This window comes from Paenibacillus sp. PAMC 26794 (genome assembly GCF_000316035.1).
GTDB lineage: Bacteria > Bacillota > Bacilli > Paenibacillales > Paenibacillaceae > Paenibacillus.
The window spans coordinates 38233-60398 of record NZ_ANHX01000003.1 but is presented as its reverse complement, the minus strand read 5'-3'; the positions used below and the strand labels follow the sequence as shown (position 1 = coordinate 60398).

21 protein-coding genes are annotated in these 22166 nt (G+C 46.0%); 8 read left to right on the top strand and 13 right to left on the bottom strand.

Annotation, left to right across the window (positions count from 1 at the left end):
- Positions 1-89: 89 nt before the first annotated feature.
- The 5 genes from D829_RS0101255 to D829_RS33600 form a co-directional block, all read right to left on the bottom strand.
- Positions 90-515: a hypothetical protein gene (locus D829_RS0101255; RefSeq protein ID WP_152416920.1), complete on the bottom strand. Its 426-nt coding sequence runs from the start codon at positions 513-515 to the stop codon at positions 90-92.
- Positions 516-618: 103 nt separating this feature from the next.
- A complete protein-coding gene (locus D829_RS32280; RefSeq protein WP_017687016.1) occupies positions 619-1131 on the bottom strand; it encodes a hypothetical protein in 513 nt (170 codons plus the stop codon).
- Positions 1132-1374: 243 nt separating this feature from the next.
- Positions 1375-2019, bottom strand: a complete 645-nt coding sequence (locus D829_RS0101245) for a hypothetical protein (protein ID WP_017687015.1) — start codon at positions 2017-2019, stop codon at positions 1375-1377.
- 155 nt (positions 2020-2174) lie between these two features.
- The gene (locus D829_RS0101240; RefSeq protein ID WP_017687014.1) at positions 2175-2492 is read right to left on the bottom strand and encodes a hypothetical protein; all 318 of its coding nucleotides are present in this window, start codon (positions 2490-2492) and stop codon (positions 2175-2177) included.
- A 21-nt stretch (positions 2493-2513) separates the two neighbouring features.
- Entirely contained in the window at positions 2514-2651 is a 138-nt protein-coding gene (locus D829_RS33600) for a hypothetical protein (RefSeq protein WP_017687013.1), read from the bottom strand.
- Positions 2652-2869: 218 nt separating this feature from the next.
- On the opposite strand from D829_RS33600, the gene D829_RS30185 reads away from it, so the two are divergent.
- From D829_RS30185 to D829_RS0101200, 7 genes are all read left to right on the top strand, one after another.
- Positions 2870-4549, top strand: a complete 1680-nt coding sequence (locus D829_RS30185; RefSeq protein WP_017687012.1) for a PucR family transcriptional regulator — start codon at positions 2870-2872, stop codon at positions 4547-4549.
- 242 nt (positions 4550-4791) lie between these two features.
- Positions 4792-5568 carry an ABC transporter ATP-binding protein gene (locus D829_RS0101225; protein ID WP_017687011.1) on the top strand — a complete coding sequence of 259 codons (777 nt, stop codon included), beginning with the start codon at positions 4792-4794 and terminating at the stop codon, positions 5566-5568.
- The gene (locus D829_RS0101220; protein WP_017687010.1) at positions 5568-6440 is read left to right on the top strand and encodes an ABC transporter permease; all 873 of its coding nucleotides are present in this window, start codon (positions 5568-5570) and stop codon (positions 6438-6440) included. Before D829_RS0101225 ends, D829_RS0101220 begins: the two co-directional genes overlap by 1 nt.
- 34 nt (positions 6441-6474) lie before the next feature.
- Positions 6475-7506 carry an ABC transporter substrate-binding protein gene (locus D829_RS0101215; RefSeq protein ID WP_017687009.1) on the top strand — a complete coding sequence of 344 codons (1032 nt, stop codon included), beginning with the start codon at positions 6475-6477 and terminating at the stop codon, positions 7504-7506.
- Positions 7507-7517: 11 nt separating this feature from the next.
- The gene (locus tag D829_RS0101210) at positions 7518-7703 is read left to right on the top strand and encodes a hypothetical protein (RefSeq protein ID WP_017687008.1); all 186 of its coding nucleotides are present in this window, start codon (positions 7518-7520) and stop codon (positions 7701-7703) included.
- Complete coding sequence (locus D829_RS0101205; RefSeq protein WP_017687007.1) at positions 7700-9076, top strand: amidase; 1377 nt, start codon at positions 7700-7702, stop codon at positions 9074-9076. The genes D829_RS0101210 and D829_RS0101205 overlap by 4 nt, the downstream gene beginning before the upstream one ends.
- A 19-nt stretch (positions 9077-9095) precedes the next feature.
- Positions 9096-9482: a Rid family hydrolase gene (locus D829_RS0101200; protein WP_017687006.1), complete on the top strand. Its 387-nt coding sequence runs from the start codon at positions 9096-9098 to the stop codon at positions 9480-9482.
- A 184-nt stretch (positions 9483-9666) separates the two neighbouring features.
- On the opposite strand, the gene D829_RS0101195 is transcribed toward D829_RS0101200, so the two are convergent.
- The 5 genes from D829_RS0101195 to D829_RS0101175 form a co-directional block, all read right to left on the bottom strand.
- Positions 9667-11715 carry a methyl-accepting chemotaxis protein gene (locus tag D829_RS0101195; RefSeq protein WP_241230723.1) on the bottom strand — a complete coding sequence of 683 codons (2049 nt, stop codon included), beginning with the start codon at positions 11713-11715 and terminating at the stop codon, positions 9667-9669.
- A 409-nt stretch (positions 11716-12124) separates the two neighbouring features.
- Complete coding sequence (locus D829_RS0101190; RefSeq protein WP_017687004.1) at positions 12125-13003, bottom strand: TatD family hydrolase; 879 nt, start codon at positions 13001-13003, stop codon at positions 12125-12127.
- Positions 12990-16157: a GNAT family N-acetyltransferase gene (locus D829_RS0101185; protein ID WP_017687003.1), complete on the bottom strand. Its 3168-nt coding sequence runs from the start codon at positions 16155-16157 to the stop codon at positions 12990-12992. The genes D829_RS0101190 and D829_RS0101185 overlap by 14 nt, the downstream gene beginning before the upstream one ends.
- A gap of 299 nt (positions 16158-16456) precedes the next feature.
- Complete coding sequence (locus D829_RS0101180) at positions 16457-16792, bottom strand: type II toxin-antitoxin system PemK/MazF family toxin (protein WP_017687002.1); 336 nt, start codon at positions 16790-16792, stop codon at positions 16457-16459.
- Entirely contained in the window at positions 16789-17091 is a 303-nt protein-coding gene (locus D829_RS0101175) for an AbrB/MazE/SpoVT family DNA-binding domain-containing protein (RefSeq protein ID WP_017687001.1), read from the bottom strand. Before D829_RS0101175 ends, D829_RS0101180 begins: the two co-directional genes overlap by 4 nt.
- 896 nt (positions 17092-17987) lie before the next feature.
- On the opposite strand from D829_RS0101175, the gene D829_RS0101165 reads away from it, so the two are divergent.
- Entirely contained in the window at positions 17988-18593 is a 606-nt protein-coding gene (locus tag D829_RS0101165) for a DedA family protein (RefSeq protein ID WP_017686999.1), read from the top strand.
- 414 nt (positions 18594-19007) lie between these two features.
- Here the strand turns inward: D829_RS0101165 and D829_RS0101155 are convergent, their stop codons facing one another.
- From D829_RS0101155 to D829_RS0101145, 3 genes are all read right to left on the bottom strand, one after another.
- A complete protein-coding gene (locus tag D829_RS0101155) occupies positions 19008-20207 on the bottom strand; it encodes an MFS transporter (RefSeq protein ID WP_085981430.1) in 1200 nt (399 codons plus the stop codon).
- A 307-nt stretch (positions 20208-20514) separates the two neighbouring features.
- The gene (locus D829_RS0101150) at positions 20515-21552 is read right to left on the bottom strand and encodes an ROK family protein (RefSeq protein WP_017686996.1); all 1038 of its coding nucleotides are present in this window, start codon (positions 21550-21552) and stop codon (positions 20515-20517) included.
- Between the two features lie 197 nt (positions 21553-21749).
- Positions 21750-22019, bottom strand: coding sequence for a hypothetical protein (locus D829_RS0101145; protein WP_017686995.1), 270 nt, complete (start codon positions 22017-22019; stop codon positions 21750-21752).
- Positions 22020-22166: the final 147 nt, after the last annotated feature.

The following is a 22166-nucleotide window of genomic DNA, read 5'->3' as shown; positions in this document are numbered from 1 at the left end:
TTTATCAATTTCGAACGAGTTATTTAGGCGCTATTCTTGTAAACATTTCATTTGAGTTAACGTTTGCTGTCAGTTCAATTTTACTAAAATTACTTCACAACAATTTCAATTGGATTCATGGTTAAAGAGATATCCGCGGTCATATCCACAAAGAGATTTTGTTTTCCTTTTTTGGTTACCTTAAATTCATCTTCAACCTCAACCACTTGACCCGACTTAAACTCAGTATAATATCCCACATCCGCATAATTACGCTCCTCGTTACTACCGGAGAAGGAAAAACGAATGATTGGTTTTCCATGAGATACTTCAACTGGTTTAATACCTGTATATTTTAAAGTTCCTTTTACTTTCATTGTCTCACCCGTACCTAAAACAGTTGGTGTTGTTACTTCGAGAACGAAATCAGATGTTACTACACGTTCAGTAACATTATCCTCATTTTTATCGGTTGATGAACACCCAGCTATTGTCATGGATACCACTAATACCAACATTAAGATGTTATTACTCATTTTAATAATTTGATCTCACCTCTCTCATACTCTAACGAATGATGTATAGAAAGGGTTGCTCAATTTGTTCCTTAATTCCCCTGGACTATCGTTTACTGTTAGTTCAATAAGTTAGATCAACAGTATCGTCCGGGTCTGAACCAGCTGATCCCCATAGTTCCCCCTCAACCCGATAACCGCCACCACTCCATTGAAGCAAGTAGTCTCCAGTACTCATCCCCTGTGTGAAACCTTCTTTACTATTTATCCAATCTAAAGATTCCCCGGGAGCAATCGTTCTAGCGAAGTACACTTCACTAGTATCTAAGTGCGTTAAACTAACATTAACTTCATGGCTACTATTGTTTTTCATAAGCAGTTTTATATGTACATATTCCGGATTTACGGAAAAGGGTTGCTTTACCGTTGCGCCTCCAGAAGCAATAAAGTGGGACGGTTTGCTCTCTTGTTCGCTTAAAGACTTAGAAAGTGTTGTACTTTCGGACTTTCTTGATAATACACCAGTTTTTGGATTAGACATATTCTCTTGACTTGGACTCGTTGAATCACAGGCAGTTACGGTCGCTGTTGTTAAAGCTAATGATACAACAGTAAAAAATAGTCTCTTTTTCTTCATTACTTCATTCCTCGTATTGTTTTATTAGTTATTCTAAAAACCTATAAGAAGTTCCTCGTTGTTAACAACGCTATCAATCAATAAAAGTTACACCTGTAATTCGCAAGATGGCATTGAGTTAACCTGCCCATTAGCTGAACAAAAGCAGCCGATCAGGTTGATCGACTACTTTCTGGGGGTTATTGAGCTACCGTATACTTTTAGTGTAACAAATGACGACTGATATCATTTGCTACTCCAGTATCATCGAAAACCGAAATGCTTTTCAACTTCCAATAACATCTGATCTTTATTGGACTGAGATGTTCTCATAAACCATTTTAATTGGTACTGCTCTGCTTGTTGCTGGTAATGATTCGATGCTTTAACCACCGTGTTTAATGTTTCGTCCCGTGCACGTTGTGGATCTGATAAACTAGGGAACAAATCCTCCATGCCCCCCAGATGATCGCGATCCAGATACTCCGCTCGAATTAGATCATCTTCTGCAAACATATAAACAACTCGGTTGGGATTAACAATCGCCCTTAGATAAGCAGGTTCCATAAAAGTATCTACTACGATTGGCTTCTCTTTCCCCATCTGTAACAAATCCAAAATAATAAACTCAACACTTTCATCAAACACTGAATTTAACCAGTGACTCCTATCGTTCCCACGCCCTAAAAAGAACCATTCCCAATCAATGAAGTGTCGCAAAATTGCTGGATGATCCTGCGGATTAGCCTTTTTTTGATAATCGAAAGTGTGGTCATCTGAGGAATAATAATTCATATCCCATTTTGAAGAAAGTAAATTAGTCATCGTGCTCTTTCCGCCGCAAGGGCCGCCACATATCCAATAAACGTGATCTAAATATTGTCTTAATAGTCGGTCTGAAATTTTCATTATACAAATATCCCCCTTGTCTAAGATTATTTCTCAAAAGGGAGCACGTCTATTCTTGTTTGCACTAAATGTCCAGGTCGCTGGCATTGCTACACCGCCTTTCCAAGCTTAATTTCTAATAAATTTATTCTAGGAATCGCTTTTCAAAATCACAACTAATGATCTGTATACTGCAAAGCGTGAATCGGTGTACCTTTAGTGACTTCACCTGTCACCGTATTGATTTCTAGTGGCTCTACTAAAACCTTCCATCCATTTTCGCTTTTGAAAATTTTATACGGGAGTGGTGGTGACTGTTCGTAGTCTTGTCCTGCATACTTTTGAACCACATAAAGTTGAACTTCATCCGTGTTGATTTGTCTGGTTTCCACAATTTCATACCCTGTAGTTGGATTGGTTTTAAAATCCTTCACATATCCTTCTTCACGACTTTTCTCATCCAAATAATTTGTATCTTTAGAATAGAACATCATTCCTTCTACATCCCTAGCAATTTAAGCCTGAAAGTACTCCGTTGCTGCTTCCATCGGAGTTTGGGCTACGACTCTTTCCGCAGTTGTAGTCGATGCTAATAGAATAGAACCAGCAACAACACTGGCAAGTAAAAGCGATACTAATCCTTTTCGTTTCATGGATTGAGAACTCCTTTTTAGTGATAGAGTTGGTAATAGTGATCAAATTTTCTTTAGATCTATTTAGTATAACGCATTGAATTATTGGAAAGTTTTTATATTTATGAGAAATTTGTTTTCATCTATCCTTTAGCCTCTTTATCCAAACTCTTCTTTACGCCCACCTCACTTAATGTTAGATTTTATAACATATCATTATGAAAGCGAGTGGGTTGAAGATGGATCTGCAACAGTTATTGACTATCCCCATTCTCTCCAAAGCAAAGGTTATTGCCGGACATCGCGGACTAGATCGCTTGGTGCAATCGATTAATATTATGGACGCACCAGATATTGTACAATTCCTGAAGCCGGGAGATATGCTGCTGACGAACGGTTATATCCTGAAAGACCGCCCAGATGCTCATCTTGGATTCATTACAGACATGCATGCAATTGGTTGTGCAGCGCTCGCGGTCAAGACACAGCGTTTCTCTCTTGAATTATCTCCGCAACTGCTTGAAACGGCCGACAAGCTGGGCTTCCCAATCATCGAACTGTCCAAGATAGACAATACACTCGGTGAAATATTTCAACATTCGATCAGTGCCATCCTTCAGAACAAAACCCATGAGCTACACTACGCCTTATCTATTCACAAGCAATTTTCCACGATGGTTATGCAGGGAAAAGGCATACCATCCATCGTGGATACATTGTCTCAACTGCTATCCTCACCTGTGCTGCTGCTTGGTTCGAAGAAGCAAATCACGGCCAGCTCCCACTATGCACAACAGATGGATGACCAGTCTCTCGCCGCGCCATTACTGACATTTATTGATGAGCACCCTTCCTTCCATACTGCAATCTCGATCTGCCTGCTTACTGCTGATAAATACCGACATGCTGAGCTTCATCCCATCTTCACGGATCGGCACGAGGGCTATTTGATCGCACTATACGACAGTTCCGCAAGCTCTAAGCTCTCCACTCTGGCACTGGAGCAAGCGGTCAATGTGATCGGTCTGGAGTTAACCAAGAAGCAAGCCGTCAAGGAGCGCTCCCGCCGTTACAAAAATGAATATTTCTCCGATCTCATTCAAGGCTTCATTCGTTCTGAACAAGAAGCGCTGCATCGCGGCAAGAAATATGGGCTGCAAGCCAAAGGAAGTTCCGTTCTGATCATCGGCAAAAAGGATGAATCCTTAGCGGGCGTACCTAAGCAGAACTCTGCTTCCTCCGGGGAAGAGCGGTTCATCTCGGAACGAGACGCTAATTACGAGTTGATTAAACAGGAATTCGCCAGATTGGATCTCTCCTTTGTCATGTTCACTAAGAACGACCAGTTCGGCATACTCGTTTTTTTGGCCGAATCGTCTTGGGACGAACACACCGTTGTTCAGCAGCTTGAGCGGATGGCGATCAATCTGTATACAGAGTCGCAGCTCAGCCTATCCTTCGGCATAGGTAATTCCTACACCAATGTATTGGATATTGGACTCTCCTATAATGAAGCAGTCAAGGCACTCCAATCCGGTTATCAGATGCGAAAGACCCGCTTCGCTCATTCCTATCAAACCATGGATATAAGCCGTCTGCTGCGCATGATTCCCCACGATGAGATGCTGCAGTTCCATCACGAAACCTTTAAGCCCTTCAACGACCGAGATCCAAACGAGCGCAACGAGCTTATGAAAACTTTGTCCTCCTTCTATGAGAATCATTGCCAGATCGTCGATACAGCCAAAGAGCTGTTCGTACATCGCAATACCGTCATCTACAGGCTTGAGAAATGCGAAAAATTAACCGGCAGGAACATCAAGGATCCGAGTGAAAGTCTACGCTTCCGTCTCGCCTTCGCACTTGAGTCACTTCTGAATGTTAATCCAGCCCCTAGTGAAGCTAATCATACGTCTTAAACCGAGAACATGTCATGTATAATGACACGTTCTTTAATTTTTCTTTTCATATTCAATTCATGTTCAATCTTCATTTGTGCATTTTAACTAATTTAATTCTATTTTTATGTTCAGAGTAACTAATGACAATGATGCAAACAGTCTATATGATTAGGAATATATTCATTAATGTCATGTTAATTAACATCAATTCACATCAAGAAACGAACTACCATCAGGCTGTAGGAAAGGGGCTACCTATCATGGCTATACAGATACAAGGCGTATCCAAATCATTTGTCAGTGCAACCGGAGAAGATATTCAGGTACTCGCTGAGGTTTCGATGCAAATCAAGAAGCAGGAGTTCTTCAGTATCGTGGGACCGAGCGGCTGTGGAAAGAGTACGATCTTCAATATTATCGCGGGTCTGCTCAAGCCAACAAATGGCAAGGTTATCGTCTGTGGCGAAGAGATCGATCAGACCACCGGGCATGTCGGTTATATGATGCAGAAGGACCTGTTACTTCCTTGGAGAAGCATCCTGGACAATGTCACGCTAGGCTTGGAAGTGAAGGGCATGTCCAAAAAGGATCGCGGCGATATTGCCATGGATTATCTGGATCGTTATGGCCTGGCCTCATTCGCAGAAGCCTATCCCTCCACACTATCAGGTGGTATGCGCCAACGTGTAGCCCTCATACGTACCCTCGTTACCCAGCCCGATATTATATTACTGGATGAACCCTTCTCCGCACTTGATTATCAGACCAGACTCATTCTGGAAGATGAGATCTTGTCCATCCTGAAATCCGAGGGCAAAACAGGCGTCCTGATCACGCATGACATTGAGGAAGCCATCGCCATCTCCGACCGTATTGCCGTTATGAGTAAACGACCAACAACCGTGAAACAGGTGTATGACATTGGTCTCGCCTCGCAATATGGTTCAGCACTGAAAGCCCGCTCCGACCACAAGTTCAAGCAGTATTTTGAATCGATCTGGTCAGAGCTTGATATCCAAATGGGGAGGATCAGCTAATGAAGAGCACATCACCTGAAGTTACCCTTGCCGGAAAGCCTGCTGGAGTTACGAAGAGCAAGAGCAAACGCAGACAGTCCACCTTCTCCAAAGAATGGCTGATGACGATGCTGTGGCGGTTCATTATTGTAGCGGTCATCCTGGTGATCTGGGAATCCGCCGTTCGTTTGAAGCTGGTTAACGGATTCCTCATGGGATCACCAAACGCCATTCTTGATGCCGCCATCACCATGGCCAGCTCAGGGCAACTGCTTACAGACGCGTTTGCAACGGTGAATGCCACCGTTATCGGATTCGTAGCCGGAAGCTTAATCGGCTCATTGGCAGGACTGCTCATGTGGTATTCCAAGTCCGTTGCCCGTGTGCTCGATCCATTCATTGTAGCGATGAACGGCATCCCGAAGATTGCCCTCGCTCCTATGATTATCATCTGGTTTGGTTCAGGCATCTTCTCTAAGATTGCTCTGGCCTCCGTAGCAACATTTATCGTAGCTCTATTATCCGCCTATCAAGCGACTCATCAAATCGACGAATCACAGATTAATCTGATGAAATCCTTTGGTGCAAAGAAATCACAAATTTTCCGCAAAATTATCGTTCCTTCCTCTCTGCCATGGATCATCTCGGCCTTTCGGATCAATATCGGTTTGGCATTGGTGTCTGTTGTAGGTGGAGAATTCATCTCTTCAGATAAAGGACTTGGACACATGGTATTCGTCGAAGGTAATCTGTTCAACCTTCCGGCCGTATGGGTTGGCGTGTTCATGCTAATGCTGGTCGCCATGCTCCTCTACACCTGTGTCGGTTATATCGAATCCCGTCTCCTTCCATGGAATGACAACAAGACCAGCAGCAAATCCACATCTGTATAGCTGACCTACAACGATTAAAGGGGACGGATGACTAATGCGTACATTCAAAAAGATAGCTATTCTAACAGCGATGACGATTATATTGACTACACTGCTCAGTGCATGCGGAAGCAATGCCACAACACCCGCGAGTGGTGCAGGTGCATCTGATAGCGGGGGGCAAGCAAATACGCAGGTGGACAAAATTATGGTCTCCGAGGTGTATCACAATCTGCTCTACCTTCCCTTGTATGTAGCGAACAACCAAGGTTTTCTAGAGGAGAATCGCATTGAGCTATCTTCCATCCGTGCTGCCGGAAGTGGCCCAACAGCATTGTCTTCGGTGATCTCAGGCGAGTCTGCGTTCTCCTTCCACGGTCCTGAGCATGTCGCATTTGCTAATGCAAAGGGCGGAGATGCTCGCTCACTGGTCCTTCTATCCGGCAGTGCACCAGTATGGGCAGTTGCGCGAGAAGGAGTAACCGTGAACTCGACAGCGGATTTCAAAGGTAAAACCATCGTTGTGGGCTTGGCACCTACAAGCTCGAACAGCTTACTGCGGAAACTATTCGCTGACAATAACATCGATATTGACAAGGATGTGACGATCACTGAGGTTCAGAATGGCTCCGAGCTTGGTGCTGTATTAGCCGGCAAAGCCGATATTGCCATCGTTTACGAGCCGCAGCTGGATCAAGGCGTTGCTGAGGGACTGCATATTGTCCATGATTTCACGAAGGATTATCCTGACTTTGCCTTTGCAACGATGAATACAACCGCAAGCTTCATTGAAAAGAATCCTGATCTCACTCAGCGCTTTGTCACCTCTATTGAGCAAGCCCTGGACTACATTCAATCGAATCCTGAAGGCGCAAAGGCAGTTGCCGTGAAGGAATTCCCGAATCTGGACAAAAACGTCGTGGAGCAAGCGGTACAACGCATGATCGACAGCAAGGTATATCCTGCGGAGGGACTTATCAATGAATCCGCATTCGAGACCGCAATCGATATGCAGCGCTTCATCGGCAATCTGAAGGAAGACCTCGCTTACGAGGACATTATCGATTCAAGCTTCACCACCAAATAGAGAGAGAAAGGGTGATTACTCTGAACCAGGACAACTATCTCACACACCGCCGTACAGAAAGCGCCAAATATGAGGACGGAGTTATTACAAGCGAGGAGCTTGCCCTATTTACAGCAGACTTGAAGCTGATTCGAGGCTTCAAGTTGCCAGAAGAAGTAGGGCCCAATCCCCCGCATAGGAGCGTGCCTCTGCGATGATTACGAAACCACTTAACGAGCTGACGATTGCTGAAGCCGCAATACTGATTAAAAATAAGTTGATATCTCCTGTCGAGCTTACGAAATCCTATTTGAATCGCATTGAGAAAGTAGAGCCTGCTGTGCAAGCCTTCGTTACAGTCACCGCCGAACAGGCTTTGCAGGCCGCAAGAGAGTCTGAACAAAAACTGATGAATGGCGAATATCTCGGTCCTCTGCACGGCATTCCATATGGAGCCAAAGACATTATCCATACTGCTGGCATACGCACCTCGGCCGGATCAAGTACCTTTCCAGACTTCGTACCCGGAACGAATGCAACAGTGATTGATAAGTTGCAGGCTGCAGGCGCTATCCTGCTCGGCAAGACAACAACGACGGAATATGCCTTCCAGGGAGGAGAACCGCCAACACGCAACCCCTGGAATTTAGAACATACCCCGGGCGGTTCCAGTTCAGGCTCCGCCGCTGCTGTAGCGGCCGGCATGGCTTCCTTCACACTCGGAACGCAGACCTTTGGATCTCTGCTCAGACCCGCAGCTTACAACGGATTAACCTGTATGAAACCCACTTACGGCAGGGTTAGCCGTAACGGTGTCATCACAGCCAGTTGGAGCATGGATCATATTGGTGCCTTCACTCGATCCGCCCAAGATAACGCAATCGTCCTTGAAGCGATGGCCGGGCAAGATGAACTGGACCCCTTCACGCTTTCTTATGGCAAGCCAGACTTAACAAATGCTCTTGAGCATCCTATATCAGGAATGATGGTCGGGCTACCGAGCAACTTCTTCCAGACTGATGAACCGGCGATCTTGTTAGCGGTGGAGTCAGCAATTGCTATACTTGAGAAGCTGAGAATGCAATGGAAGAAAGTTAACCTGCCTTCTTATATGGAAGAGACAATTGCTGCTCATCGTACGGTAATGCGGGCAGAAGCTGCCGCCTTCCATCAGAAACGCTTCGCGGAAGCCTCTGATCGTTACGGCCACACGATGCGGGAGCAGCTTGAGCTCGGCTACCAGACGAGTGCTGTTGATTATTTGCAGGCACAGCGCATCCGAACAGTATTCCGGAGCGAGATGATGATGCTTTTCGATGAAGTAGATGTGTTATTGACTCCATCAACACCGTATGTGGCCCCATATGGCTACAAGACAGGCAGCCCGATTTTTAACGGACCGTTCACCAATACAGGACTACCTTCCATCACCGTACCCATCGGGTTTGATACCACCTCAGGGAAGCCATTGCCTATCGGCATGCAGCTTGCTGGTCCACTCATGCGAGAAGACCGCTTGTTGTCCATCACTCATCATTATCAGCAGGCTACGAACTGGCATCAGTTAACACCAATCATACACACTCATTAGGAAAGGAATGACAGCTACGATGTCTACCATCATACATGCAAGTGCAGCACCCAAGTTCCCGCTTCCTTTCTCCCATGCTGTCCGTGCAGGAGATTTGGTCTACGTCGCAGGTCAGGTAGGCGTTGATCCACAGACGCTTGAGCCCATTGGCGGCATTAAGGAGCAGACTGAGCAGTGCATTCGTAATATTGAGGTGATCCTGCAAGAAGCCGGACTTACACTCGATCATATTGTGAAGGTAACCACTCATCTGGCCCGAGTCGAGGATCAGTCCGAATACAACGAAGTGTATGCGCGAATGATTAAGCAGCCCTATCCCGCACGCATTACGGTATTTAGCGGGTTAGGCCCTTATTTAATTGAAATGGAAGTACTGGCGTATGCCCCCTCTGTCCGGGGAGCGTAGGAAATCACCTAAGAGCACCTGTACCATAGATGGGTACAGGTGCTCCGATTGTCGAGGAACCCGGTTCTCTTTCGAGAGGCGGGTTTCTTCGTATTCATTTAACTTTAACTGCAATCTCAAGCAACTCTACGCTGTGTGTGTATGCAGACCACATATGCTGCTTCGTACTACTCGGGCTGCTATCCTACTTCGTTTTGAAGCGAGATGATTCCTCGGCAAGTTGTTTGGTCAGTTCATCGATTCTCTGCACCATATCTGTCAAATGTTCCGTCATGCCGGACTGTTCCTGCATTGTTGCTGTTACTTCCTCAACAGAGGCGGATACCTCTTCACCAGAAGCGGACAGATTCTGTGCAGCTCCAATGACGTCATCCTTATCACGTTCAATGGATTCAATCTCGGAGGCAATGGCCTGCACCTGATTCATCATTTCATTCATATTTTGGGTTACAAAATTAAATGTCTCCTTCGTCTGAGCCACGCTACTCTTATTCTGTATTGCAATCGCCTCAATAGCTTGTACACTCCGGTTATTCTGTTCGACATGTTCAATCGTCTGCATCACAATTCGGTTAATGCCCTCCGACTGGGCCGTGGTCTGCTCCGCCAGCTTGCGAATCTCCGATGCTACTACGGAGAAGCCCCGACCATGCTCGCCCGCTCGTGCCGCTTCAATGGAGGCATTAAGGGCCAGCAGCTTTGTCTGATTTGCAATCTCGGCAATGGTGCCCGTAATCTGGTGAATACCGGAGGAACTCTCGGCTAACTGAACCGTGATTTGGGAAATTTTGCTCACTTCCGTCTCATTCTGAACATTCACCGCATTCAGTGCGTCAATGACCTCATAGTTGTTTTTAAATGCATCCGTGATCTCATCTGCCTTGAGCTTCACAGCCTGAGACATCTCATTCACGTTCGCAATTTTGTTGCCCACGTTCATGAATTTGTCCACAATCGCTTCTGTATCGTTCGCCTGGGATTCCATAGCTCGTGAAATCTCAAACGCCGTTGTCGTTGTTTCGGCAATGGAGGTCGATGTCTGCTGGGTGGACTGATCCAGCTCGGTTGTACTTATTTTCAGAACGTCAATGGAATGATTCATGCTGGAGATCAACTGTTGGTTGCCCGCTGCCATTGTATTGAAACTGTCTGCCAGGTTTTTGAACTCCCCACTATATTTACCTTGCGCCTGCACCGTCAGATCCCCGCCCGCAAGCTGTCTGAACAGCACAGTCAATCTCGTAATGGGTTTGGTCACCAGCAACGAAATCAAAATACCCGCTACGATGGAAACCGCGATGGCACTAAATAGAACAATATACATCTGTTTCGCCATCGCACGTAACGGCTTCTGCACATCACTTAGTTTATCTTCAACAATGACGATCCAGTCGGACCTTGGGATTTTGGAATAATACGCCACTTTTTCATCCGTGCTGACTTCCCCCTGCTGCAGTTCAGCGCTTGGAGCAAGATCAATCAACGATTGGTATTCGCCAGACTCCATCTTCTGGCCTGCCATCTTCTCATCCGCTGAATCGTAGATAACCGTACCTACACGGTCCAGAATGAGGACTTTTCCCTCATCATTAATATTGATATTCTGAAGCTGATTGACGAAGAAAGAGGTAGAAGCAGTAGACGCGAGCACGCCCTGTACTTCTTGATTCTCATTGTAGATCGGCATGGCAAAGACGGTTCCCAGCGTCCCCAGAGATTCGGAAATCACACCTTCGCTGATGACACTCTGTCCTTGCAGCGCCTGTTGGAAATACGTACGACTGGCGCGTTCTCCCCCGACCACTTCAGGATTGTTTGCTGCAACAACGACGCCTTTTCGGTCCAGCAAAATAAGAACGCTGTTGCCCTCCATTCCTGTCAGGCTGTCTGCCAATATCCCATTGGCCTTGTCCAGCAATTCACTATTTTCAGAAAAAAATAACTCATCACTCTGTCCTGCCGTATGTCGAATCTCCAGCAAATCACGGAATGTGCGATGTGTCGTAATCAGAAACGTAGACTGCTCCTCCAGATTCAGTGAGGTAAACAGCCCCGCACCAATCCGGTCGGAGGTTGCTCTGATCTCATCTTTGCTTTTGTCGAGAGTAATGACCGCTGCTACAGTGTAAGATAATACCGCAGTTACCGCCAATACGAGGGTTACCAGTAAACTGATCATCAGCGGCAATTTGACTCTGAACGACATGTTGAGCATGCGCTCTTTCGCCTTCACGATTAACAATAAATCCACCTTCCATTTCATCGATGTTGTTTTCAATATTGTATGAATCAACTTTATATCGGTATATATCAATAAATTCAGCAGTATAGAGAGCATTTTCAAAAAAATATTTATTTATATGGAAATACATGTATTTTATGTTAGTTTTATTTATTGTTTCTATCGCATTTTAGGAAAACTGGAGTATATGTAAAGGATAGTGGGCTCAAGATTGCATACCTGCAGGAGTTTCGGAAACTACAATAGTGATTTGAAGTAAGTTTTAACTGCTCACAGTAAAAAGTATAGGATACTCCAAGCAAAATACCCCGTAGAAAGACTTCTTAGAACGTCTCTCTACAGGGTACATTTTAGATATAGCTGGAACGTATATCATCGTAAACTTCAGTTACTCTCCCGCTTAACCAAGCTCCGCAATACGCTGTCCAATACGCGGAAACAGCCCAAAGGCATTCTCGTAGAACACTTTATCATGATGCTGTTCCGGTACAAGTCGGCGGACAAATTCGGCATACAGATCGATGGGCGCAAGGGGCCAGTCGGTGCCAAACAGCATTTTCTCGTAATGATCCGAATAGACCAAGGCCCGGCGGAAATGATCCATGAATAAAGGCTCGTTCATGAACCGTTCAAAATGAGGCCGATCCCCCACCACAAGACCAGACAAATCCGCGTACACGTTAGGATTCTTCGCCACCACTTCAGCTGCATCCATCACCCAGGGATCACCCAAATGACAGATCATGAAGTTCACACCGCGCTGCTGCAAGGCTAATTCATCCACCGTCAACGGATGCGAATATTTGAGTAATCCATTCATGGAGTACGTGTCACCCGTATGAATCACGACAGGCAGGTTGTACTTGGCTGCGAGTTCATAGACCGGAGTGTAAATTTTGTCATACACATAGTGATGATAGTATCCGGCATAGAGTTTGATTCCGGCTACTTCAGGGGATTGCAGTCTTGCTTCAATCCGATCAAGCTCGTCCTGAGCGTTTTTACCATCTAGCGCATTGGGATTGATCCCCACACATTCCATGAGGAATGATGGGACCTTCTCTTCCAGATCAAGTCCCATCGGGTTAGGGGAACTGGAATCCGGGAACGCTCCCTTCGTCTGCTCCGTAACCCCCATTCCGATACCCAGAATGACGTCGTTCTTATCAAACTCCGCTTTAAGACCAGCGGCAGAGTAATCCACTTTGGACAGATCAATCGCTGTTCGGTGAAAGCTGTCGATGTCCGACAGATGAATGTGAATATCAATGATCGGCATGTGAAGCCTCCTTTTCATCGGTAGAAGTTGCAAAATTCAGTTTGAGAAGGTCATGCACATCCGCTGAACTCAGCGGAATCTGTCCCAGAACCAGATATGTCGGCTCCGTCCAGACCGTTTCTCCCTGATGAATTGTCAGATGATGATTCACGTGCAGACCCGTCACTTGATTATTGGCAAACCCCCATGCACTCTGATTCGGGTAACGATGGACCGCATGCAGCATGTTTTCACGCGAAACCGATCCTAATCGCAAAAGGTCTTCAAGTGGCAGGCCCACATCCACCTTGCCCAGCGGGAATCGATCTTTACCCGGTTGCTCTATCCAACCTTCCGTAAATACAGATGAAGGCTGGAGGAAACGCTCCTCCGCAAGCGAGTAATCCGTCAGCGTCAGGCCGCTTTCGTTGGTCACGGCAAGCAGCGTGCATAGCACAGGAACACCCGGCAGCATCAGATAATGCTGGTGGATCGTGATTCCCCGATTCGCTTCATGCTTCTCAATCCGGGTGGTCAGCTTTATACCCTTCCAGACGTTGCCGTATTGATCCTTCTGCTCTGTCCAGGAAGCGGCTCTCTGTTCCAACTGGCGGCTGAAACCATTCATGCCTGGAACCCCCACACCCAGTCCGCCGTACCACGGATTCCACCACGAGCGTGGAGCCGGTTCAGGGTACGAGCTGTCCAGCCATTCTTCTCCTGCATATTTCAGAGAGTGTACTACACTCCCGAATTCAGGAGCAACGGAGATCGACAATACTCCATTGTTTACGGTATACAAAGGTCCAGATGAACCTTCTTCAATCTTCTGCTTCACCTCTGTTCCGCTCTGCGGGAACCAAAGGGCAGTTCGCTCCTGAATCCGATCTTCGCCCCGGTATAGCCCACGAACTTTCCAACCACTCACGTGCTGGTCTCGGTCCGCTTCGTCTGGTGAAAATGTCACCTTGGCGGAGTTTAGATTCTGCTCCGGATTGAATGCCATAGCATTGGCCATAACCTCCGGTTTGCCACCCTGCTGTACATACAGCTCCAACTTGCCCGCAAGCGAAACCAGTTTATGTTCAGTCAATGTTGCTTGTAGTACATCCGGGGCAAATGGATTCCCCTCACTCAGTGTCAGATCCAGATGACTGTCCAGCAACGGTATGATCGGGTTACGCTGTTTCCGGGCAAACGCACGGAAATCGTGCCACTTGGCAAACGTGTTCAAAGCATATACGGTTGCCTTGGTCCGCATAACGGTCCCTGCGGGAATACGGCCAAGCTCATGCTGAAACCCCAGCGTGTATTCCGGGCGAAGCAACTTCAGAGAAGGGTCCCAATAGATGCCGCTGGCACCATACTCCTCCTTACAGAACAGCCAGTTCTCCGTGATTTGGGCGCTGTCCCAATGGCTCGGATCGCCAGCGTAAGAATCCCCCATATCCACGAAGCGCCCCTGATAAGGAAGGATTAACCTGCTACCATAGAACCCAAAGTTGTTCATTAGAAACAGGTCTTCTTCCCAAGCGGTACCTCGTGTATTTTCAACCTCGTGGTGGAATTCGGCGACTCCATTCGCAGACAGCTTGACCACCGACTTGATCTGCAAGCCAGGGAAATTCTCCGAGTCATACAGTGCTTCAAGAACCTGACGTTCCCCTTCGGGATAAATATTCACTTCTTTTGCTTGTTTCTTGGATAACTCTTCGGCAAACGGCTTACCCAGCTTCGGATAAGTCCACCAAAACGAATGACGGGAGCCCGGGTATTCAATCCACATGTTATTATCTTGCTTGCTCATATGAATAGAGAATGCACCGTTAACAGCCACCCATTGATCCTCAATCTGCCCGCCATACTTACCTTCGATTCCCTTCATCAGGACAGAAATTTTGCTTGTAAAAGAGATCGCATGGTTCCCCACTGGGACAGCCGTCACTTCTACTTCTTGGGAATAGAGACCATATGAACACAAGGTGAAAGGCACTGGCACAGACACTTTGCCTTTGGCAGGCACCGTAAAGCGCACCGAACGCTCCGCCCATTCAAGGAATTCATCCTCAGGCAGGTTCAAGCTGAACTCCGTTTCTGCATCCACATTATTTTCCACGTTCAGAACCAACTCAGCCGGGATGCCTGGATAGAGTTCCTTCACAGGCAAGACGGTCTTGATCTTGGCCGGGAATTTCGGGGCGATACCCAACCTGAACTCCGCTTTCTTACCACCGATCAACCATATGCTGGCAACAACGGGATGGGTCTTATTGTTATTCTGTTCCTCTGTAATTGGATCAAGGTGAAACTCACCTTCCACGATGATGGTTTCTCCCGGAGCCACTGCTCGTGCAACGTCCAGCGCAAATCGAATGTTTTTGTTATCCTCACCCTTGATCTCAACTGCCAGTTCGGACGCAGAAGTGTTCTTAATGCGATAGCGAACCTTATAGCTGGAACCGAATACCAGATCATGATCGTCGACCTCTGTTGAGATCTCGTAATCCGGTGTTTCGAGGGCAGTCAGCCCGCGACCCGACTTTTCAAATTCAGCCCGCAGGGAGACATCTCCCTTTTTCCACGTGTAGTCAAAGAAATCAAAACCACGTTCCCGTCGGCCATCCGGCTCGATGACGAGTTCACGCGTGCTGTCTGCATACCAATCCAACTCCTCAAAATAAGGAGCAAGTGCTTCGGTCTGCAAAATGGTAGGGATGAAATTCATCAGATGCACATTATCGTCTTTTTTCTCCCAGAAGAATCCACATTTCTTGTACATCGGTACAGCCTTTGTATTCCCGGCCCAAGTGAACAGATCCAGGCGGGGCCATCCGGCCTCCACGGTCTTGCGCACAGCATTCAGGATCAGGTTGCGTCCAACCTTATAACCGTGATAGTCGGGGCGTACGTTAAGCAAAGGTACATATAGCGCTCTCTCGTCATAGCGGTAATGAGCAAAACTGCAGAAGCCAACAACCTCTTTCTCATGAACAGCTAGAAATGCATAAAGATTGGACGAACTCTCCATCTCCCGGCGAACCGTTTCCTCTGTTCTAAGATTGGTGCCACCTCCCCAGCTTTCGTTACTACGGTTCCACATATCCGCGAGTGCGGCAGCGTAAGAGGGGTCGTATTCAATAATATGGATTTGATCAATAATCGAAGTTACTGTCATATTTGGATCTCCTTATCTTTATCTATAGGATGGTCTTTGTGAACTTTAGATATGGCCTTTGCCCGATAGCCGCAGAGATAATACAGGCCATGTTTGAAGAAGCTAGCGATAGTCTTATCATACTATAAATGGAAGCATTTTCAGAGAATTAAAAATCTTTCTTTCCAACTTATATGTGCCTTTCGGAAGCTCTTGTTAGAAGCGTCAAGGATGGACGAATCTATTTAGGCATGAAAGAAAAAATCCACGTCTTTTAGTTAGACGTGGATTTAGGAATATGATCAGCTACTAATTTTCAATTATGCCAATATAGAACGGACATTGCGTAGAACTGATTTCATAAATTCAGAGGTTGGTTCGGCATGCCCCGCAATTTGGATACGTCGTTGCCGCACATCAAGACTCTTCAACTGATCCGTCAAAACAACACCTGAAAATGGCAGCTCTTCTGGTAGTGTAACTTCAAAAGGATAATCCTTGGCTTGGCTCGTTATGGGACATACAACGGCAAAACCCGTTATTTCATTGAATTCAAGTTCCGATAGAACAATAGCCGGTCGTCTCCCGGCTTGCTCGTGACCCGCTTGAGGATCAAAGTCAAGCCATATCAGATCGCCTCGTTTGGGAATAATCAAAGTAACTCGTTCCCTTCAGTACCAAAGTCTATTTCTTCATGTCTTGTATCCTGTTTCACTTTAGAGAGCAAAGTCTTTAGATGGTTACGTAGTTCCTCATTGGACTCTACAGGCTTGGTTTTTGGACGCAACAACAATTCATTATCTTCTGTCACCAAAATCTCGATTTCCGAGCCTTCTTCCAGATTAAGACGCTTAAGCAATTGGTTAGGAATGCGAATTGCACTGCTATTTCCCCATTTGCTAAGTGTGGCTGTAGTCATGGCAATCCCACGCCTTTCGTTTGATTGATGCTCCAATTATACCTCACCTCCCTACAGTTGTATATCTATATGATATACATGAAACAATAAAAGGATACATTGTATTCAACCATAAAATAATGATTGTACAGCCTATGATTACGAATAGATATACCATTGCTATAAAGCAAAATGAGCATATAAAAACCCTCGTTTGGTCGAAACGAGGGTTCCCCGTCAGATCATCCCCAACAATGAAAAACAGCTGTAAGCCTTAGACGAAAAAAATGAAGTCCAGACTGCCCCTGTTTTATGGAGCTATAGTCCCTCGGTAGCTTACCCTTGTATAATGTGCCTTGATCTCGACTGCCAGTTCGGACGCAGAAGTGTTCTTAATGCGATAGCGAACCTTATAGCTGGAACCGAAAACCAGATCATGATCATCGACCTCTGTAGAGATTTCGTAATCCGGTGTTTCGAGGGCAGTCAGCCCGCGACCCGACTTTTCAAATTCAGCCCGCAGGGAGACATCTCCCTTTTTCCACGTGTAGTCAAAGAAATCAAAACCACGCTCCCGTCGGCCATCCGGCCTCCACGGTCTTGCGCACAGCAGCGTAAGAGGGGTCGTATTCAATAATATGGATTTGTTCGATAATCGAAGTTATAGTCATGTTCTGATCTCCTTCTCTTTATGTACAGGATGGTGAAGAAGCTAGTGATAGTTTTATCACACTATAATTGGAAGCGTTTTCAGATGATTATATCATTGCCTGGTATCCACTTCTGTATGAAGTGTCAATGAATCCATGCCTTATGTACGGGTAAACATATTGCCGCAGTGTGTCCTGAAATAGACATACATGCGAACTTTGACAAGCTCTATTCGCTATTGTTACTCTTTGTATAGGAGTGTTTCTTTTATATAAAAAAAGATAGATTCATGGAGGGAAAGCATGACGGAATGGATCACGCAATTTATACTCTTCTTTAAAGATTTGTCATACACAGGTCTCGTTATTGCCTTGTCGTTTGAATTCGTACCTGCTGAACTTGTGCTGCCCATGGCGGGATATTGGGTGTATCTGGGGGATATGAAGCTTTGGCTGGCAATTCTGGCGGGTACCGTAGGGGGAACATTTGGACCTCTGACGTTATATGCCCTGGGACGATACGGCGGCAGACCGATGGTCGAAAAATTCGGCAAGTATTTCTTGATTCGCCCCCACCATCTGGACGCTTCCGATACGTTCTTCGAGAAATATGGCAGCGGGGTAGCTTTCTATGGACGTTTTGTACCCGGCATTCGCACAGTTATCTCCATTCCTTGCGGAATGGCGAAGATGAATGTTTTTAAGTTCAGTATCTTTACATTCTTGGCCATGCTTCCGATTACCTCATTGTACATCTACTTAGGCTTCAAGTTAGGCTCTCAGTGGGAGCATGTGGATGAGATTGTTAAACCTTATATCGTTCCGGCGGCGGTGGTATTCTTAGGTGCTTTTGGATTGTACGTGCTTTTGAAACGTTGGAAAAGAAGAGCGGCTTTGAACAAGTTATAGGTTTGTTTAAGTAAGGTAAAGAGATGGGAAGTTTGATGTTGATTTTTTGAAATAAATCGTATGCTAAAATTCAACTGATTATATGTAAGACCCCACTCGATCCTAAGGATCAGTGGGGTTTTGTCGGTTTAATGAGTATTGAAGGGTAGAGAGGAATCTACACTTCACCGTATTTTCATTTTTTAAAATATATCTCTCCAAAAAAAACCAACTATGTGCTAGCTCCTTTTCTGGTCACTAATGACTTAAAGTCGTGGTTTACTTTATTTATATGTTTTTCGTACCCTACCGTACCGAGGTCACCACTGTATGCCTCACGTATCCTTTTCATTTCAAGCTCTATAGAATGCTCGGCGCCTATCGGTGGTGGAACGATCATTACGCCATCTGACATACTTCACCCTCCCAATATTTCTAAATCAGTTCCTGCCTTCTTTTCAAATACACATACAATACTACGCCAGATGCCGCACAGATCACCGCACATAAACCAATGAATCCATATCCCGCCTGAAGTCCGCGCAGCAGCCCCAACTGAGTCGTTGAACCGTACAGATTCTTCACACCTTCAATCACCCAACCAATCACATAGTTACCGATGACACTACCAACCCCCATCAGGGTAACCGTGAACGTAATCGCGGTGTCACTGCCGTTCGGATATCTGCGTGCGATAAACGCCATAACTGTTGGATAGATCATCGCTATGCCCGCGCCAGATATCGCAAAGAAAATCGCAAGACGCTCTCCCCCTGCAAGCGCTACGAACGTACATACTCCCGAGAAAGCCGAGAACAGAATCAGTGATAATACAAATCCGATCCGGTCCGTCAATGGTCCAAGCAGCAAGCGTCCCAGCGAGAACGTGAGGAAGAACGCAGATAATAACCCGGAGGCTTTGACCGTGTCCCACGTGTAGGCTTTTTCTAGGAAATTAACCAGCCAACCCCCAACCGCCAGCTCCGATACCACGCCAAAAGAAAGAATGAGCACCATCAGCCAAAGGGCAGGATCACGTGTTAACGTCTTCAGTGAAGTCCGATCTTCATGCGGAAGATCATCCCCCGGGAATTTACTGCGCAGCGCCGCAATGATCGGCAGCAGACAGAGTGACAACATCACCAGATACATGCCGCGCCAGTCCAGTTCGTGTCCAAACACCTTCAAGGACATGACACCTGTCGCCAGCAAAGGTGCAACCGTTGAACTCAGCCCATAGAAGAAATGGGACAGGTTCATCATCGTACCTGTGTTTTTTACAAAAATCCGCGCACCCAGAATCGCCAAAGCAATCTCCAGCATGCCGTTACCGATGTACATGAAGAAGTACGATGAAGCGAAGAGTGGATAGGTATGAGACACATAAATGAATACACCCGAGAGGATCATCGAGGCAAACGATATGATGCTAACCGCCTTGATGCCCCATTTGCGAACCAGAATAGCCGTGAAAGAGCAGGCGATCAGATAACCCAGTGCGTTCAGAGACAATAACGTCCCGAGCTGTTTCTCATCCAGATTGAAGTCGAATTGAATACGCGGAATCGCTGGCCCCTTAATATTTTCCGATATGCCAAACACGATAAATCCAAGAAAGATCGTTGCCAGTTGCATGGCGTACAGCTTGTTGAACTTTCGTTTGTTTCCTTGCGTACCTGCTTGCTGATTCAAAATAAGTTCCTCCATTGTGTTCAGAAAAATGATTGCCCGTTATAACTACGATTGCAGTACCATCTTCCGACCGCTGTTATCCCTGTATTTTTTTGAATTGTTCCTAAAGGTGAAAATACAGTGATAAAGGCGTTCTTCAGATTGGTTCTGCCCTCTACGTTATCGTGTCAATAATTTGTACATTTGAGGCAGGAAACATGGTTAAGCTTTATTCCTAAAAATAGAATACTCGTAAAAGCTCCTTTTTCCTTTACCACTGCTTCTCAACTACCTGAATGCGGTAGGTCAGGCTCTCCAGCGTCACCGCGACCAGCCCAGTCACATATTCGCGCCGCGTGTCTCTTTGGATGATCAACTCCGGCATATGCTCCAATGGAATCATTCGATCCAGACAACCGTTCGTCAGTCCATCCCTCATAGCCGGGTCCATCGTATCCCCTGTAACTACAATCGTAGCCGGGTTAATGATCGCGATAATGGATACTAGCGTCTGTACCACCAGTTCCTGCAATCCTTCCGTCGTTTTCAACATCAGTAGCTGCTCTTCCCGTGAAACGCCAAAAGGTAAAAAGGACACCTCTCCCCCAAATTGCGTATTCCCGGTCAGCGGACGACCATCTATGATAAAACCTGCACCCGGAAAATGGTTCTCTGGAAACGTCACCACCGCAAAGTTCTTCTCTTCCTCGAATTGCTGCTGGTTATACAGACCGTAGACCGTCAGATTCATGTCGTTGCCAATGACTACTTCCACGTCATCATACTGCTCTTTGAGCATTGGCCCAAGTGGTTGACCCGCCAGCTCCGATACATCGCAAATTCCAATAACGCCGTTGTGTGCTACCCCTGGTATACCAATTCCGATGGCCTGCACATTGTGGTGTTGTTCGATCAGATTTGCAATCAGATCCTCTACCACCGTTACATTAATCTCATCCAAAAAGAGTGTCTGTTCTTCCGCCATCTCTCCGTTCAGATTGGCATATGTATGTGTGATCGAGTGAATGCCGCCCTCTGTTCGAATAATCAGGCACAGTACGCTGGCGTAGTCCGCATTGAATTGATACCGACTGGCAGGTCTTCCCCCACTCGATTCGTCTGGGCCCAGATCAATAATCTCACCAGTTTGGAGCAATTCGTTCAGAATCGTACCGCATGTGGCAACACTGAGTTTTGTTAGGTTCGCAATGGAAGCTTTCGTGCCTACGCCCATGGATCGGAGTGTGTTCTTCACAAGTTCAACGTTAATGCGCTTCACCTGCTGGGTGTTGTGTGATGTGGGTAACATGGTTAGTTATATGCCTCCTTTCGTTCATTTCGAACCATTCAATGAATGTTTTTAAAAGTGTTTTAATAATTGAAGTTTAGGGGGATTTGGGAGGAAAGTCAATGCTTAATTGGGATCGAAAAACGTTTGGATGGAAAGACAAAAAGACAGTTCAAGATCATCTTGTGTGATCCTGCACTGCCCTTTAGTTAGGTGGTTTATGTAGACTGGCTCATTTGATTTGCCAAGATGCTCTTCTCCAGTCGGACTTTAAATAGCTTTCGGTTTAGATCCTGTTCCATGGAATGAAGGTGATATGCTGCTTGTTTTACTGTATCCATGTCTAGCACACCTGCCTGCTTCGCAATAATGTCCATAGCGTCTAGGATGAGTTTGTTGCATGTAATGAGTTGGTCAACGTAATCGTCTTCCTGTTGGACAAGTTGTGCGTACTGCAAAGCGAGGTCTTCGCTGTTGGTACTTGTCATGTCACCACTCCTTTTAAGGAGAGGGTAACATATGATTTAGAAAGATGTGGTACTTCCATACGTAACACAACGCATTTTAACATTCCAAAAATAAAATTATATAAGCACTCAAAAATTTTCATAATTGTTATATTGAAGTTATTTGTC